The organism is Vibrio gangliei (assembly GCF_026001925.1).
Taxonomy (GTDB): Bacteria; Pseudomonadota; Gammaproteobacteria; order Enterobacterales; family Vibrionaceae; genus Vibrio; species Vibrio gangliei.
In genome coordinates, this window is record NZ_AP021869.1 from 2,224,225 (window position 1) to 2,239,804 (window position 15,580).

Consider the following 15,580-nt stretch of genomic DNA (forward strand, 5'->3'; position numbering starts at 1 on the left):
TCATCATGTCGAATCCACAAGGATCGCAAACTCACCATTCCAATTACGTTGGCCGTTTTGCGCCCTCGCCTTCTGGCCCATTGCACTTTGGCTCTCTAGTCGCCGCATTGGGAAGCTATTTCCAAACCAAGTCTCAACAAGGCCAATGGCTCGTCCGCATTGAAGATCTCGATCCGCCGCGTGAAATGCCGGGGGCTGCCAAGATGATTTTAGAGACTTTAGACGCTCACGGACTGGTTTGGGATCAAACCGTGGTTTACCAAAGCCAACGTCACGCTTTATATCAAGAGCAAATTGAGACCTGGTTGCGCTCTGAACGTGCCTATTATTGCCAATGCACGCGCAAGCAAATCAAACAAGGCGGTGGATTTTATCTTGGTACCTGCCGAAACAAAGCGCTAACCGATGGTGCTCAATGCTCGGTGCGATTAAAAGTGGACGATCCTATTGCTTTTTTTGACGATGAAAAACATGGTCGTATTGAGATCCCAGCTCAACTGGCACAAGAAGATTTCATCATCAAGCGTCGTGATGGCCTATTTGCTTATAACCTAGCCGTGGTGCTCGATGATATTGACCAAGGTGTGACTCAAGTGGTGCGTGGCGCCGATCTGATTGAACCCACCGGGCGACAAATCAATTTATATCGTTATTTAGAGCAACCTGAAGTGAGCTACATTCATTTACCCTTGGCGTTAGACCAGCATGGCAATAAATTATCTAAACAAAATCATGCCCCAGCGGTAGATAATAAGCGCCCTAAGCACACCATTATGCAGGCGATGCGCTTTCTCGGCTTTACCTTACCTGACGATTTTGAGTCCGCTTCCGTTGAGCAAATGTTGCACTGGGGAGTGAAAAATTGGCACTTAGATTTGTTGCCAAATTCACTCAGCCGACATTCAGCATTCTAAAATGTCGCTTACTGGGCTATTATTGGCGCAATTTCCAAGGTCAATCGCGACAAACTTTTTGTTTTCGCTTTGACCTTTTGGTTTTCGAGCACTCGTGCCATCGGCTGATTTTTATCGTGGCATCACAACATTATTGAGGTGGGTTATTTTCACTCAAGCTGCCAATTTGTGTCGTAAACTGTTTAGCAACACAAAATCAGACCAATCGAACGTGGCGCAGAATCGTTCACATGGAGACGTTAATCTGAATATCATCACTCGCCAAGAGCATACTATTTCTCGTGCTCATATCAGTGACAATGCGCTGAAAGTACTCTATCGACTTAATAAGCATGGCTACGATGCCTTTTTAGTAGGTGGTGGCGTGCGTGATTTATTACTCGACAAAGAGCCTAAAGACTTTGATATCGCCACCAATGCGACACCCGAGCAGATCAAACAGCTGTTCCGTAACTGTCGTTTAATTGGCCGTCGCTTTCGTTTGGCTCATATCATGTTTGGTCGTGAGATCATCGAAGTCGCCACATTCCGCGGTCATCATCAAGAACCAGAAAAAAATCAGTCAGCCCAATCGAAAGAAGGCATGCTACTGCGTGATAATGTTTATGGCACCGTCGAAGAAGATGCTGAGCGCCGCGATTTCACCATCAATGCCATGTATTACAACATTGCTGATTTCAGTATTCACGATTACGCCAATGGCGTCGCCGATCTTAAAGCGGGCGTGATCCGCATGATTGGTGATCCGGAAACGCGCTATCGTGAAGATCCGGTTCGCATGATCCGTGCCATTCGCTTTGCGGCTAAGCTGAATATGACGATTGAGCCTAATACTGCTGCTCCAATCAAAGAGCTGGTACATTTAATGTCCGGTGTACCAGGCGCGCGTTTATTTGAAGAATCGTTGAAGCTACTGCAATCCGGTCAAGGTTGGGCAACCTATCTGTTATTGCGTGAATACAATCTGTTTTCATGCCTATTTCCAACCGTGGCACAATACTTCACACCAGAGCAAAATTCTGATGTCGAGAAGATGGCCGAAATCGTATTGAAATCGACCGATAAACGCATTAATGAAGGCAAACGCATCAACCCAGCCTTCATGTTTGCCGCCTTTTTATGGTACCCATTGCAATATCGCGCCAAAGAATTGGCCGAAGCGCGTAAGTTGAATCACTACGACGCCATCATGATGGCCAGCAACGATATTTTAGATGAACAAGTCCGTCACTTGGCGATTCCACGTCGTCATAGCGCCACTATTCGTGATATTTGGCAACTGCAACTGCGCCTAACTCGTCGCAGTGGCAAGCGTGCATTCCAAATGCTGGAGTTAAATAAATTCCGCGCCGGCTTTGATATGTTAGAAATGCGCGGCAAGGTAGAAGGCGGTCAAGCGAAAGAGTTGGCAACATGGTGGCAAGAATTCCAAGATGCGCCATCGGTTCACCGTCAAAATATGGTGCAATCGGTAGGCTCTGAAAAGCCAAGCGGCCGACGTCGTAAACGCCCACACTCTAAGCGTAAAAGTAGTAAACCAAAGGCCAAAGAATGATCACTGCATACATTGCGATTGGCAGTAATTTGTCTGATCCCGTCGCTCAAGCACGGAAAGCTATTGAAGCTTTGCGTCATCATCCCCATATTACGCTTATCGCTTGCTCATCGCTGTACTCCAGCACGCCGATGGGCCCCCAAGATCAGCCCGACTACATTAACGCCGTGGCTGAAATTCAAACCCAATTATCGCCTTTAGAATTACTCGATTGCACCCAGGCGATCGAGCTTGAACAAGGGCGTGTGCGTAAAGAAGAACGTTGGGGTCCAAGAAGTTTGGATCTCGATATTGTGCTTTACGGCGATAAAGTGATCGATAACGAACGCTTAACAGTACCGCATTACGGTATGAAAGTTCGCGAGTTCGTGGTTTATCCTTTATACGAAATCGCACCTAATTTATCCCTACCCGATGGGACAGAGCTCAAATCTTTAGTCGACACCGTTGACCGTAATGGGCTCTCTATTTGGCAAGCATAAGGCGATGGTCTATTCACTGACACGCGGCTTGCTTTAATAAGGAACAATCATGAAAAAAGTATCAATCAACACCTTAATCAAGTGGAAACAAGAAGGGCGAAAATTTGCCACTTCGACCGCTTATGACGCCAGTTTTGCTCAATTATTCGAGCAACAAGAAATGCCACTCCTCCTTGTCGGTGACTCACTTGGCATGGTACTGCAAGGTGAAGAAAGCACATTACCTGTCACCATAGAAGACGTGGCGTATCACACTCGCTGTGTTCGCGCAGGCAGCCCAAACAGCTTGTTGCTTTCAGATATGCCTTTTATGAGTTACGGCACGCCAGAGCAAGCCTGTAATAATGCCGCGGTATTGATGCGTGCAGGTGCGAACATGGTAAAACTCGAAGGTGGAAGCTGGTTAGTCGAGACGGTGAAACAATTAACCGAACGCTCTGTTCCTGTGTGTGCCCATTTAGGTTTAACGCCACAATCGGTCAATATTTTTGGTGGTTTCCGAATCCAAGGTCGTGAGCAAGAAAAAGCACAACAAATTCTTGATGATGCGATAGCACTGCAAAATGCCGGTGCACAATTATTGGTACTCGAGTGTGTGCCAAGCCAGCTGGCCAAGCGCATTACCGAAGAACTGCATATTCCGGTCATTGGTATTGGCGCAGGTAAAGATACCGATGGCCAAATCTTGGTCATGCATGACATGTTCGGCATTTCAGCCAACTATATGCCGAAATTCTCAAAAAACTTTTTAACTGAAACCGGCAGCATGCAAGCCGCTGTTCAGCAATATATTCAAGATGTGGAAGCCGGTGTATTCCCTGGCCCAGAGCACAGCTTCGAATAAGCGAGTAAGGAACAAGTATGCAAACTTTTGCTGATATTGTCTCATTAAGAGATCAGCTAAAAAGCGCTCGTCGTGATGGTCGCCGTATCGCTTTTGTCCCAACGATGGGCAATTTACACGAAGGTCATCTCACTTTAGTTAGAAAAGCACGTGAACACGCTGATATTGTTGTGGTGAGTATTTTTGTCAACCCAATGCAGTTTGAACGTGCCGATGATTTAAACAACTACCCAAGAACGCTGGATGACGATCTGAGTAAGCTCAATGGTGAAGGGGTTGAGTTTGTGTTTACCCCGACGCCTGAGTTGATGTATCCAGAAGGTTTAGACAAACAAACCTTTGTTGAAGTCCCTAGTCTCTCTCACATGCTAGAAGGCGCATCGCGTCCGGGGCACTTCCGTGGCGTCAGTACCATTGTGACTAAGCTATTTAACATAGTACAACCGGATGTCGCTTGTTTTGGTGAAAAAGATTTCCAACAACTGGCTGTGATCCGCAAAATGGTGACAGACCTTGCTATGGATATTGAAATCATCGGCGTACCAACCGTTCGAGAACTCGATGGACTGGCGATGAGCTCGCGCAACGGTTTATTAAGCCTGAGCGAACGCCAACGTGCGCCCGTCCTTGCACGTACGATGCGTTGGATTGGCAGCCAAATTCGTGGTGGCCGTGATGATATTACCTCACTGATTGAAGATGCAAACGACCAACTCCGTGCAGCAGATTTAGAACCGGATGAAATCTTTATTCGTGATGCGGCCACTTTGCAATTGCCAAGCGAAGACAGCACACAACTCGTGATCTTAATGTCGGCTTTCTTAGGTAAAGCGCGTTTGATTGATAACTTGGTGGTGGATTTGGCTCCTCGCACTCAAGACGAAGAAGAGTAAGAATACGTTTCTCGATTGCTCGAGCGCGTTGCTGCTCGTAGCTCGAAAAAAGAGAAAAAGAGAAAAAGCCTGAACATTTCAACCTGTTCAGGCTTTTTAGTATCAAAAGGTCAGTTATCCTCAGCTGAGACGAGCTTAACTACGTAAACCAATACCGCGCGAGACGAGGTAATAAGCCACAGAATACAACACCACGATAAATGCCGTTAACACCCCAAACGATGTGTAAATGCCCACATCAGACACGCCTAAGAAACCATAACGGAACGCGTTGACCATGTAGACGATTGGGTTGATTTTCGATACGCCCTGCCAGAATTCAGGCAATAAGCTGATAGAATAGAACACTCCGCCAAGGTAGGTTAATGGCGTTAATACAAAGGTTGGAATGATAGAGATATCATCAAAGGTATCAGCAAATACAGCATTAATTAAGCCACCTAAGGCAAACACCACCGAAGTGAAAAACACGGTTGAAATGATAATTAACCAGTGATGGATTTGCAGATCCACAAAGAACAAAGACACTGCGGTTACCATCGCGCCAACCATGAGGCCACGCGCAACCCCACCCATCACATAACCACAAATAATAATGTGATGCGGTACAGGGGCCACCAGCAACTCTTCGATATTTTTTTGAAACTTAGCACTAAAGAAAGACGATGCCACATTGGAATAAGAGTTGGTGATCACCGACATCATGATCAAACCCGGAACAATGTACTCCATATAAGTAAAACCGTTCATCTCACCGATGCGAGAGCCAATCAAATTACCAAAAATGATGAAGTACAAGGTCATGGTAATGGCAGGCGGTACAATGGTTTGTACCCAAATTCGCATAAAACGGCGAATCTCTTTTGTCATTAGGCTTTTAAATGCGGTCCAATATAATTCGGCCATTACGAGTTAACTCCTTGAGCTTGCTTGTTTTCACCATCACGCACGATAGTGACAAATAATTCTTCTAAACGGTTCGCTTTATTTCGCATCGAAAGCACTTGCACGCCTTGCGCGGTTAATTGTTCAAACACTCGGTTTAATCCTTGTGTTTTTTCAATTTCAACTTCCAAACTGTTGCGATCAAAATGCGTGATTTTGGCATCTTGCAATTGTGGCTGCTGTTGGCAGTCTTTTAAATCTAAAATGAACGTCTCGACATGCAACTTGTTCAATAGTGCTTTCATTGAGGTATTTTCGATCACTTCACCACGGTTAATGATGCCGATATTGCGACACAGCATTTCCGCTTCTTCTAGGTAGTGTGTGGTCAAAATAATGGTCACACCTTCTTGGTTGATTTGCTTTAAGAATTCCCACATTGAACGGCGCAATTCAATATCCACCCCCGCGGTCGGCTCATCGAGAATCAGCAGTTTTGGCTCATGCATTAACGCACGAGCAATCATCAAACGGCGCTTCATCCCACCGGATAAGTTACGTGCACGATCGTTGCGTTTTTCCCACAAATCCAATTGCGTTAAATACTTTTCGGCTCGTTGTTTGGCAAGCGCAATCGGCACACCATAATAACCCGCCTGTTGCATCACGATTTGTAATACCGATTCAAATGGGTTGAAGTTAAACTCTTGCGGCACTAAACCAAGCTGTTGTTTCGCTTTAACCAGGTCGGTATCGATATCAAAATCAAACACTTTTACCGAGCCTGACGTTTTGTTCACCAATGAACTGATCACGCCAATGGTGGTTGATTTACCCGCACCATTGGGACCTAGCAAAGCATAAAAATCCCCTTGCTCCACATTCAAAGACACACCTTTAAGTGCTTCCACGCCACCTGAATAGGTTTTTCTTAGGTCTTGTATTTGCAATGCATACATAATATTTTTTCACCTTGTATGAAATAGATTACAAATCGGATTTGATTTTTATCTATCTTGTGTATAGTTAGGCAGATCAATGAGGAAGATAACATGCCAGACATTAAACAGTTATTTGAAAACAACTCGACTTGGGCTCAGTCGATCAAATCAGAACGCCCAGAGTTTTTCACTAAACTTTCAGAATCTCAACACCCTGAATACCTATGGATTGGTTGTTCAGATAGCCGAGTACCAGCAGAACGCCTAACCGGGCTATATTCTGGTGAGCTATTTGTTCATCGTAATGTGGCAAACCAAGTTATTCATACCGATTTAAACTGTCTTTCCGTAGTTCAATATGCGGTCGATGTTTTAAAAGTCAAACACATTATTGTTTGTGGTCACTACGGATGTGGTGGTGTACAAGCTGCAATTGATAACCCGCAGCTGGGCTTAATCAACAACTGGTTACTCCACATTCGCGATTTATATTTAAAACACCGTAATTGGCTTGCTCAATTCCCTAAAGAAGATTGGGCCAACAAATTGTGTGAAATCAATGTAGCAGAACAAGTCTACAACTTAGGTAATTCCACCATTCTTCAACAAGCGTGGGAACGTGGTCAGAATATTCAGATTCACGGCTGGGTTTATGGTATTGGCGACGGTGTTCTTAATGATTTGGGCGTTCGATGCAATAGCAAAGAAACGCTGGAAATCTCTCACCAAGCTTCTATTGCAAAAATCTTAGGCTCAAAACCTGAGTAATTGATTCATCCAATCACCAAAATCTGTGTGGTTGGAATGAACGGTATGCATAAAAAAGAGCGACCACAGCGTCGCTCTTTTTTCATGAAAAATTCTAGCGTTTTATTAACGAGAAATCGAATGATCTCAAGTCATAATGATTATCTACTAAATAAATAATTACGGTTATTCTTGAGGAACCACTTTACCAATGTAAGGTAAATGACGGTAATTCTGTGCGTAATCAATGCCCACACCAACCACGAACTCATCAGGGATTTCAAAGCCAATCCATTTAGCATCAACTTCCACTTCACGACGAGACGGTTTATCTAATAAGGTACAAATTTCAATTGAGTTAGGTTCACGAATATCCAAGATTTCGCGCACTTTGCTTAAGGTATTACCAGTATCGATAATATCCTCGACTAGCAACACGTCTTTACCTTTAATGTCATCATCTAAATCTTTTAAGATACGAACATCACGAGAACTGGCCATGCCGTTGCCGTAGCTTGAAGCCGTCATAAAATCGATTTGATGGTTCAATTCGATCGCACGTGACAAATCCGCCATAAAGACATACGAACCACGTAGTAAACCGATAATGACTAAATTTTCCGAACCTTGATAATGCTCTGTAATTGACTTACCTAGCGCCTTCACTCGATCTTGCACTTCCTGTTCAGAGATCATTACTTCTACAGTGTGTTTCATATTTTTCTCAATATTTAGATTTTGGAGCAAATTAACTTCTGCTTAAATCAGCAAAAATTCAACGTCAGGTGATCTATTCTAGCACTGCAAACCGCTCACGTTAACTTTTACCCTCGACAATCTTCTTTATGCCTACTTTTTGTTCGCATTGACACAAAATCCGACAAAGGTAGACTAATTCATACAATAAATACAACAAACTCAACTATTCTTTTATTAATACCAATTCGTCGTATTTTAATTGGTTCCATTTTAGGACTTGATAATGGATATGATAACCAAACGCCCAAGGACTCGGTTAACACCGGAGAAAAGAAAACAACAACTTCTAAATATCGGGATTGAGGTCTTTGCTCGCCGTGGGATTGGCAGAGGTGGCCACGCTGATATCGCAGAAATTGCACAAGTTTCTGTTGCTACTGTGTTTAACTACTTCCCGACCCGAGAAGATTTAGTCGAAGCCATTCTTAGCGATGTTGAACAGCACTTTGAAGCCTTCTTAAACGATAACATTGACCTAAGCCGTCCGGTTCGGACCAACCTACAAGCCTTATCTCAAAAACTTATCGATATGAGTTTGGATGATACACAATGGATCAAGATTTGGTTTGAATGGAGCACCTCGACCCGTGAAGATGTCTGGCCGCTTTTTGTCGCCACCCACGGCAAACACCAGAAATACTTCCGTGAGTTATTCGTCAATGCGATTGCTAATGGCGAACTCAATGATAAGCATCACCCGAGTAATATCGCTAAGTTATTCCACGGCATTTGCTATTCAATCTTTGTCCAAGCCAACCGTCGGCCTGATAAAGAATATTTAACCCAATTAGTCACCAGTTTCTTAGATATGCTGTGTATCTATAAAGATTAATCACTACTCTGCAAATTAAATACACAGATTTAGACAAAACAATAAAAAAACCGCTGAAATTTCAGCGGTTTTTCAATTTTAGACACTAACCCAAAAGGCTTATGCTGGCTCTTGGAAGATCACGGTATCCGCTTTCTTAGTGTAATGTTCCATACGATGGAAGTTTAAGTAGCGGTAAGTATCTTTCGCTGTCGCATTAATTTGCTCTGCGTATTCTAGGTATTCAGCTTTCGTCGGAATGCGGCCTAGAATCGCACCAACCGCTGATAGCTCAGCTGAGGCTAGGAACACATTCGCGCCATTACCTAAACGGTTCGGGAAGTTACGAGTAGACGTTGACATCACGGTTGATTTCTCCGCTACACGTGCTTGGTTACCCATACACAATGAACATCCTGGGGTTTCAATACGTACCCCTGCACGGCCAAAGATGCCGTAGTAACCTTCTTCGGTAAGCTGGTCCCTATCCATCTTCGTTGGTGGTGCAACCCAGAGGCGAGTTTCTAGCGTACCTTTGTGCTTATCTAATAGCTTACCAGCCGCACGGAAATGGCCAATGTTAGTCATACAAGAACCAATGAAGACTTCATCAATTTCTGTGCCTTGTACATCAGACAATAGACGCGCGTCATCTGGATCATTTGGCGCACAAAGAATTGGCTCATCAATTTCAGCCAAATCAATTTCAACCACGTGCGCGTATTCTGCGTCTTTATCAGCACGCATCAATACTGGGTTGGCTAGCCACTCTTCCATTGCAGTGATGCGGCGCTCAATAGTACGGCGGTCACCATAACCTTCAGAGATCATCCACTTCAACATCACAATATTCGAGTTGAGGTATTCGGCAATCGACTCTTCAGATAGTTTCACGGTACAACCAGCAGACGAACGCTCAGCAGATGCGTCAGATAACTCAAATGCTTGCTCAACGGTTAGGTGTTCAAGACCTTCGATTTCCAGTACGCGACCAGAGAATTCATTGACTTTACCCGCTTTTTCTACCGTAAGTAGACCTTGTTTGATGCCGTAGTATGGGATCGCATGTACGAGGTCACGTAGCGTAATCCCTGGCTTCATTTCGCCTTTGAAACGAACCAATACTGATTCAGGCATATCAAGCGGCATCACCCCCGTTGCCGCAGCAAATGCGACTAGACCAGAACCGGCTGGGAATGAAATACCAAGTGGGAAACGAGTATGTGAGTCACCACCAGTACCAACAGTATCAGGCAACAACATGCGGTTTAACCACGAGTGGATAATACCATCGCCCGGACGAAGTGATACGCCACCACGGTTCATGATGAAATCCGGTAGTGTATGGTGAGTATTTACATCCACTGGTTTTGGATACGCAGAGGTATGACAGAAAGACTGCATAACAAGATCTGCAGAGAAACCAAGACAAGCAAGATCTTTAAGCTCATCACGCGTCATTGGACCGGTAGTATCCTGCGAACCGACTGTCGTCATTTTTGGCTCACAGTAAGTGCCTGGACGCACCCCTTCTACACCACAAGCTTTACCGACCATTTTCTGAGCTAGCGTAAAGCCTTTATCGGAATCTTTCACTGGCACAGGACGGCGGAATACATCAGATGGCTCTAAACCTAGTGCAGTACGAGCGCGATCAGTCAGACCACGGCCAATGATGAGTGGAATACGGCCACCAGCACGTACTTCATCGTAAAGCACATCAGTTTTTAGCTTAAAGGTAGAAATAACTTCATCGGTGCCGTGCTTACATACTTTTCCTTCGTGAGGATAAATATCAATCACATCACCCATGTGCATTTTTGATACGTCCAGTTCAATCGGCAGTGCACCGGCATCTTCCATGGTATTAAAGAAGATTGGTGCAATTTTACCGCCTAAGCAGAAACCACCCGCGCGCTTGTTTGGCACGTATGGGATATCATGCCCCATGAACCAAAGCACGGAGTTAGTCGCTGATTTACGAGAAGAACCCGTACCCACGACATCACCAACATAAACAAGCGGATGACCCTTTTCTTCAAGTGCTTTAATTTGCTTGATAGGACCAACATTGCCTGGATCATCAGGTGTAATGCCTTCACGTTCGTTTTTCAACATCGCTAATGCATGCAGTGGGATATCAGGACGAGACCATGCATCAGGGGCTGGAGATAAATCATCGGTGTTGGTTTCACCCGTTACTTTAAATACAGTAAGCGTGACTTTATCTTCTAGCTTCGGTTTTTTCAGGAACCATTCTGCATCCGCCCAAGATTGAAGAACTTCTTTCGCGAACTCATTACCCGCTTTCGCTTTTTCTTCCACATCGTGGAAAGCATCAAACATCAATAGTGTATGCTTCAATGCTTCAGCGGCGATGGATGCAAGCAATTCGTCATCTAAGAAGCTCACAAGCGGTTCAATATTGTAACCGCCTTGCATCGTGCCAAGCAGTTCGGCTGCTTTTTCACGAGAAATGAGTGGTGACTCAGCTTCGCCTTTTGCGACAGCCGTTAAAAAGCCAGCTTTAACATAAGCCGCTTCATCAACACCTGGTGGAATTCGGTTAACAAACAGGTCAAGAATAAACTCTTCTTCACCTTGAGGTGGGGTTTTCAGTAGTTCTACCAGAGCAGCGGTCTGCTCGGCGTCTAAAGGTTTTGGGACAATTCCTTCAGCGGCACGCTCTTCGACGTGTTTACGGTAGGCTTCAAGCACGACTTCTTCCTCTCATTGCGGTTTACCCTCTTTAGTTTTAATAGGGTAAACATCCTTGGAAATTTGGCTTCCTGCCCACGTTTTATTATGAATTGGTATTAATAATCGAATATGGTCGGAGCCAAAGTGTTGGGTTCGAGAATAACAAATTTAACTAAAAATTAAAATCTAGCGAGTTTGACCAAGTTAGCAAAGTGACACTAAAGTTGCTGAAAAACTTGGTCAAAAGTCGATTTTTCTTCTATATACTTTTTCGGCATATCAAGTTTAGGTTGGTCATGTTAAAAGTGATGAAACAAGACTAGCCCTTGTTCTAAAACATCGACCCTATAATCAAATAGGCTGAGCGGTAGCCTTCTTCTGTTTGACCGTAGGCTAAAATAATAGGGCCTATCGGCGAATCAATGCCGGTAAAAACCGAACCGGCTACATACATCGAATCACTATCCCATTTTTTATTGGCGTCATTCCAGACGCCACCATACTCAAGTGAACCACCGAGATATACTGGTGATTGAAATAGGCCAAAATCATTATCAAACCATTTATAACGGTAAACTAAACTTGTGAAAGCTTTATTTCGCCCTAGCAAACTGTCTCGTGGGATACCGGATAAATTCAGAAAACCACCGAGCTCTTTAGGATCGATCGGTAAATCAGAGCTATCACTGTCTACCACACCGTAATCAAATCGACCGACTAACGTATGTTTATGATAGCTCTTCGCCAACATAAACATGGTGCTGATTTCCGCAACCTGATCATCGGTCTCATCATCATAGTCATCAAATGAATAGAGATACTCTAAATCAGCATAGTAACCTTTGGTTGGAAAACTAAAGTCATCAAGGGTATCGAGTCGATAACGAGCATATACAGCTTGTCGCGTGTAGTCTTCGTCACCAAAGATGGGTAATCCCGTTATGCTCGTATTACCATCGGTATAACGTAGCCCCAATCGAACTTCTTGCCACAACGTCGGCTGATAACCAATGGCGAGATCCCCGACCCACTTTAAATAGTCAACAGGAAATGAATTATCCGTATCCGATAAATCGGTTCTTCCATCTTCAATTCGGGTCGCTCCTAATCCATCAGGGACAAAGAAATTTGATTTCTCATCACTGTAAGCCCCAGACAAAGACATAAAGTATTGTTGGTCATAAGACAATGGATAGTATAACTCAAGCCCAAAAAACTTGTCGGTTCCTATCTCGACATTGGTGCGTAACTCAGCGCCATTATCATCCAGATCAGTGAAATTGCTCGTCATGCCAATTGAGTATTTACTGGCATTCTGAAAGTTATCTTCCATGAAAAAACGGAAATTGAGATAGTTCGGCCCCCATTCTTTTTCATTCACTTGTAAATTCAGATCGGTGGTGCCATCGCCATTATCTTGATAGTCATATGACACTCTTTCAAACCGATCCAGTGCATAAAGGTCACGAATCTTTTGTTCAATATCCTCACTGGTATATTGTTCACCGGCTTGAATATTCAAACGATTTAACAGTAACTTCTCATTGTAATGACTATTATTGATGATGTTGACTTGCTTAATTTCCAAGTCTGCACCGCTTTTAAATCGGCTACGTTTGGCTTGTTTCGATACTTGATAGGCCGAATAGTTTTCAGGGCTAATCGCATATCTGTTCAGTAGCGCTTGCTGTGAAATCGCGGCTTGATAACCTAGGCCATAGGCTTCCGGCATTTGTGAAAAGTCGGTTGTGCTCATTTTACCCACTGCGGGTTTGAGTAACGTATCTTCAGGTGTGAGTAACAGGGTTTGATCTTGGGTACTACGACGCACCAAGTAATTGGAGAGTTGATCGCCAACACTCAGGAATGTATTGAGCTGCTCGCCGGTTTTATAGTCGGTACTGATATCAACGGCAATAATGACATCTGCCCCCATAGAGCGAGCTAGGGCTACTGGCATATTATCGGTTACGCCACCATCGACTAACAACATGCCTTTATATGGATAAGGCGGCAACGCACCAGGTACCGACATACTGGCCATCATTGCATCAACGATTTCGCCATCTTGCATGACCACTGGCTCAAGGTTCACGATATCGGTCGCCACCGCACGGTAACGCACTGGAAACTCATCAAATGAATCAAACGCTGGTAAATTGCCCGTACTTTTACGCAAGATCTGCAGCATGTTCTGCCCTTGCACCACGCCTTTAGGTACTTTGACTTCAAGCCAGCGTAATCCTAAATCGGTATGTAATTGATAGCGATCGTCGTACTCTTTATCACGCACACGACGCTCACTTCGATCAACTCGATCGTTATAGCCACTATTCCAATCAATACTTTTTACGGTTTCATCAATCTCTTCAGCACTCATACCAAGGGCATACAAGCCACCAACATAAGATCCCATGCTCGTACCGGTAACAATATCAACCGGAATATGCATTTCTTCTAACGCTTGTAACACCCCAATATGCGCTGCGCCTTTGGCACCACCACCCGCTAATACGACGGCAATGGTTGGACGAGTCGAACCATCAGGCATGACTTCTTGAGCGGCAAGAGAAAAACTGAAAGTAGCGACAGACAGCGCCACCAAAGCAAAACGAAATAGTTTCAATCAAACATCCTTATATGCATGAAATAGGAACTGGTTACCAAAGGATTTGACCCAAAAGCTTTCACTCATCACTTAACGCAATGAGTGAAAGCGGCGAGCATTAACGCTCTTCAATATCTTCCATTTGAGCGTTATCAACAATATGATTCTCACCAAAGTCTTTCGGTAAAATTAAGTTCAGCACAATCGCGACAATACCGCATAAGCTCACGCCTTGAAGGCTGAATTCACCCACACCAAATGCCATGCCACCAATACCAAACACTAACGTCACCGCGACGATAACAAGGTTACGTGATTTATGCAGATCCACTTGATTCTTAATCAGTGTGTTTAAACCCACTACGGCAATAGACCCAAACAACAAAATCATAATGCCGCCCATCACGGGTACAGGGATAGTCTGTAAAATGGCACCCAATTTACCCACAAAGGCTAATGTAATTGCGGTGATGGCAGTCCAAGTCATGATCACTGGATTAAAGGCTTTTGTCAGCATAACCGCACCCGTGACTTCTGAATACGTGGTATTCGGTGGCGCGCCAAAGAACGTCGCCGCCATCGTGGCAATACCATCACCGGCCATAGTGCGGTGCAAGCCTGGCTTTTTCAGGTAGTTTTTACCAGTTACATTTGAAATCGCCAAAATATCACCGACATGTTCCACCGCTGGTGCAATCGCGACCGGCAACATAAACAAAATTGCGTTGATATTAAATTCAGGGAAAGTGAAGTTGGGTAAGGCAAACCAAGCAGCTTGTTGGATAGGAGTAAAATCTACCACACCCAATGCTAAACTCATTAAGTACCCACTGAAGATACCTCCGAAAATTGGGATAAGTTTAAAGATCCCTTTACCGAAAATACTTAAAGCTATGGTCACTAATAGTGAGGTTGCTGAAATCCACATCGCTGCATCATGAGTAACCAACTGAGTACCACCATCGCCACTTTTGCCTAGCGCCATATTCACCGCAACAGGAGCCAAGCCTAAACCGATCACCATGATAACGGGGCCAACCACAACCGGTGGCAATAAGTGATGAATAAAGCCCGCACCACGGATTCGAATAATAATGGCTAAGACAACATACACCGCACCCGCTGCCATTAGGCCACCTAAGGTACTAGGTACACCCCAAGTTTGAATGCTGTACATGATGGGTGCAATGAAAGCTAAAGAAGAGGCTAAGAAAATGGGAACGCTTCGCTTTGTCACCAGTTGAAATAATAATGTACCGATACCAGCACCAAACAGAGCCACACTCGGGTCTAACCCCGTCAATAATGGCACAATAACCAATGCACCGAATGCTACGAATAACATCTGTGCGCCTTGCAACATTTGCAACATAACGTCTTATCCTTTCAAAAAACAAACCGATCAATTCTATCATTAAAGCTACGGCTATCCAGGAAAAGG

Annotated in this window: 13 protein-coding genes; 7 read left to right on the forward strand and 6 right to left on the reverse strand. The window is 44.3% G+C overall.

Features of this window, described 5'->3' with window-relative positions:
• The first annotated feature begins 5 nt into the window (after positions 1 to 5).
• The 5 genes from gluQRS (at position 6) to panC (ending at position 4,688) form a co-directional block, all read left to right on the forward strand.
• Positions 6 to 914 carry a tRNA glutamyl-Q(34) synthetase GluQRS gene (gluQRS, locus tag Vgang_RS10240; protein ID WP_105900734.1) on the forward strand — a complete coding sequence of 303 codons (909 nt, stop codon included), beginning with the start codon at positions 6 to 8 and terminating at the stop codon, positions 912 to 914.
• 178 nt (positions 915 to 1,092) lie between these two features.
• On the forward strand, positions 1,093 to 2,469 hold the full coding sequence (pcnB, locus tag Vgang_RS10245) for a polynucleotide adenylyltransferase PcnB (protein WP_245879862.1): 1,377 nt from the start codon (positions 1,093 to 1,095) through the stop codon (positions 2,467 to 2,469).
• Positions 2,466 to 2,951, forward strand: coding sequence for a 2-amino-4-hydroxy-6-hydroxymethyldihydropteridine diphosphokinase (gene folK / locus Vgang_RS10250; RefSeq protein WP_105900733.1), 486 nt, complete (start codon positions 2,466 to 2,468; stop codon positions 2,949 to 2,951). Before pcnB ends, folK begins: the two co-directional genes overlap by 4 nt.
• Positions 2,952 to 3,000: 49 nt before the next feature.
• Complete coding sequence (gene panB, locus Vgang_RS10255) at positions 3,001 to 3,795, forward strand: 3-methyl-2-oxobutanoate hydroxymethyltransferase (protein WP_105900732.1); 795 nt, start codon at positions 3,001 to 3,003, stop codon at positions 3,793 to 3,795.
• A gap of 17 nt (positions 3,796 to 3,812) precedes the next feature.
• Entirely contained in the window at positions 3,813 to 4,688 is an 876-nt protein-coding gene (gene panC / locus Vgang_RS10260) for a pantoate--beta-alanine ligase (RefSeq protein ID WP_105900731.1), read from the forward strand.
• Positions 4,689 to 4,823: 135 nt separating this feature from the next.
• On the opposite strand, the gene Vgang_RS10265 is transcribed toward panC, so the two are convergent.
• Both Vgang_RS10265 and Vgang_RS10270 read right to left on the reverse strand, forming a co-directional pair.
• Entirely contained in the window at positions 4,824 to 5,594 is a 771-nt protein-coding gene (locus Vgang_RS10265) for an ABC transporter permease (RefSeq protein ID WP_105900730.1), read from the reverse strand.
• The gene (locus tag Vgang_RS10270) at positions 5,594 to 6,532 is read right to left on the reverse strand and encodes an ABC transporter ATP-binding protein (RefSeq protein ID WP_105900729.1); all 939 of its coding nucleotides are present in this window, start codon (positions 6,530 to 6,532) and stop codon (positions 5,594 to 5,596) included. The genes Vgang_RS10265 and Vgang_RS10270 overlap by 1 nt, the downstream gene beginning before the upstream one ends.
• 93 nt (positions 6,533 to 6,625) lie before the next feature.
• On the opposite strand from Vgang_RS10270, the gene can reads away from it, so the two are divergent.
• A complete protein-coding gene (gene can / locus Vgang_RS10275; protein ID WP_105900728.1) occupies positions 6,626 to 7,282 on the forward strand; it encodes a carbonate dehydratase in 657 nt (218 codons plus the stop codon).
• Between the two features lie 165 nt (positions 7,283 to 7,447).
• Here the strand turns inward: can and hpt are convergent, their stop codons facing one another.
• On the reverse strand, positions 7,448 to 7,978 hold the full coding sequence (gene hpt / locus Vgang_RS10280; RefSeq protein ID WP_105900727.1) for a hypoxanthine phosphoribosyltransferase: 531 nt from the start codon (positions 7,976 to 7,978) through the stop codon (positions 7,448 to 7,450).
• A 265-nt stretch (positions 7,979 to 8,243) separates the two neighbouring features.
• Between hpt and Vgang_RS10285 the strand changes: the two genes are divergently transcribed.
• Positions 8,244 to 8,852, forward strand: coding sequence for a TetR/AcrR family transcriptional regulator (locus tag Vgang_RS10285; RefSeq protein ID WP_105900726.1), 609 nt, complete (start codon positions 8,244 to 8,246; stop codon positions 8,850 to 8,852).
• Between the two features lie 99 nt (positions 8,853 to 8,951).
• Here Vgang_RS10285 and acnB read toward each other — a convergent pair whose 3' ends face one another.
• From acnB to Vgang_RS10300, 3 genes are all read right to left on the reverse strand, one after another.
• Positions 8,952 to 11,549, reverse strand: a complete 2,598-nt coding sequence (gene acnB / locus Vgang_RS10290; RefSeq protein ID WP_105900725.1) for a bifunctional aconitate hydratase 2/2-methylisocitrate dehydratase — start codon at positions 11,547 to 11,549, stop codon at positions 8,952 to 8,954.
• A 313-nt stretch (positions 11,550 to 11,862) separates the two neighbouring features.
• The gene (locus Vgang_RS10295) at positions 11,863 to 14,082 is read right to left on the reverse strand and encodes a patatin-like phospholipase family protein (RefSeq protein WP_105900924.1); all 2,220 of its coding nucleotides are present in this window, start codon (positions 14,080 to 14,082) and stop codon (positions 11,863 to 11,865) included.
• 175 nt (positions 14,083 to 14,257) lie between these two features.
• Positions 14,258 to 15,511 carry a uracil-xanthine permease family protein gene (locus Vgang_RS10300; protein WP_105900724.1) on the reverse strand — a complete coding sequence of 418 codons (1,254 nt, stop codon included), beginning with the start codon at positions 15,509 to 15,511 and terminating at the stop codon, positions 14,258 to 14,260.
• Between the last annotated feature and the right edge of the window lie 69 nt (positions 15,512 to 15,580).